Source organism: Oleiphilus sp. HI0061 (assembly GCF_001635675.1).
Genome location: NZ_LWFE01000023.1, coordinates 1 through 887, shown reverse-complemented (window position 1 = coordinate 887; position 887 = coordinate 1). Strand labels below are relative to the sequence as shown.

The 887-nt window shown below is 42.5% G+C and carries 2 protein-coding genes; one reads left to right on the top strand and one right to left on the bottom strand.

Annotation, left to right across the window (positions count from 1 at the left end):
- The coding region (locus A3735_RS00410) for a hypothetical protein (protein WP_156499271.1) at window positions 1–224 on the bottom strand (224 nt) is incomplete at its 3' end.
- Between the two features lie 173 nt (window positions 225–397).
- On the opposite strand from A3735_RS00410, the gene A3735_RS00405 reads away from it, so the two are divergent.
- Window positions 398–887: response regulator (locus A3735_RS00405; protein ID WP_068637346.1), on the top strand; the 490-nt coding region annotated here is incomplete at its 3' end.

The following is an 887-nucleotide window of genomic DNA, read 5'->3' as shown; positions in this document are numbered from 1 at the left end:
CCTTTTCTTTCCTTTCTGAGCTCTTTCATGGGAGCCAGAATTTCCTCAACCTGCACCTCTTGCTCTTCGCTTAAATCAAGACGCTTGAGCATTCTTTCCATTTTGTGGTTCATGCCATGCTCTTTATAGTGCGGCCCTGCTGTCGCAACCGCTGCAGACCCTGCGATGACCATCGCTAAACTCAAACCTAATAACTTCTTCTTAGTAAATAGACGATTACTCATGATTTCTTCCTCTCAATGATTTTTTTAATCGATTTGTTATCGACTGATAATCATTGTATTCATTGCTATGTAAATCGGGGTCTAGTAAACGTAAAGTCTCTGTAAAGATTAAATAGAAGGTAAAAAGCCTATGCTAGACTTCAAACAATTCCGTAAATCAATAAAGGTTTGATATGAGTGCCAATATATTACTCATTGAAGATGATACCGAGATCAGTGAGCTTCTAAGTAGCCTGCTAGTACAAGAAGGTTTCACCATGACCACGGCATTCGATGGCGTCGAAGGTGAACGCTTGGCTTTAAAAAGTCACTACGACGTTATCATTCTCGACATCATGCTGCCTAACAAAGATGGTTTAAGCGTGTTGCGTGATATACGCGGCCAAATCACTAGCCCAATATTAATGCTCACCGCAAAAGGTGATGAGCTAGACAGAATCATAGGCTTTGAGATGGGCGCCGACGACTACCTTCCCAAGCCATTTAACCCACGAGAGTTGGTGGCGCGAATCAAAGCATTGCTAAGACGCGTGGAGATCGACCAAGGCCAGACAACAAACCAGGCTAGTGAGCTGGTTTCAGACAAAATCAAGCTAAAACTAAAAACGCGTGAAGCCCTAATTGAGGGTGAAGAAATAGAACTTACCAGCAGTGAATTCAATA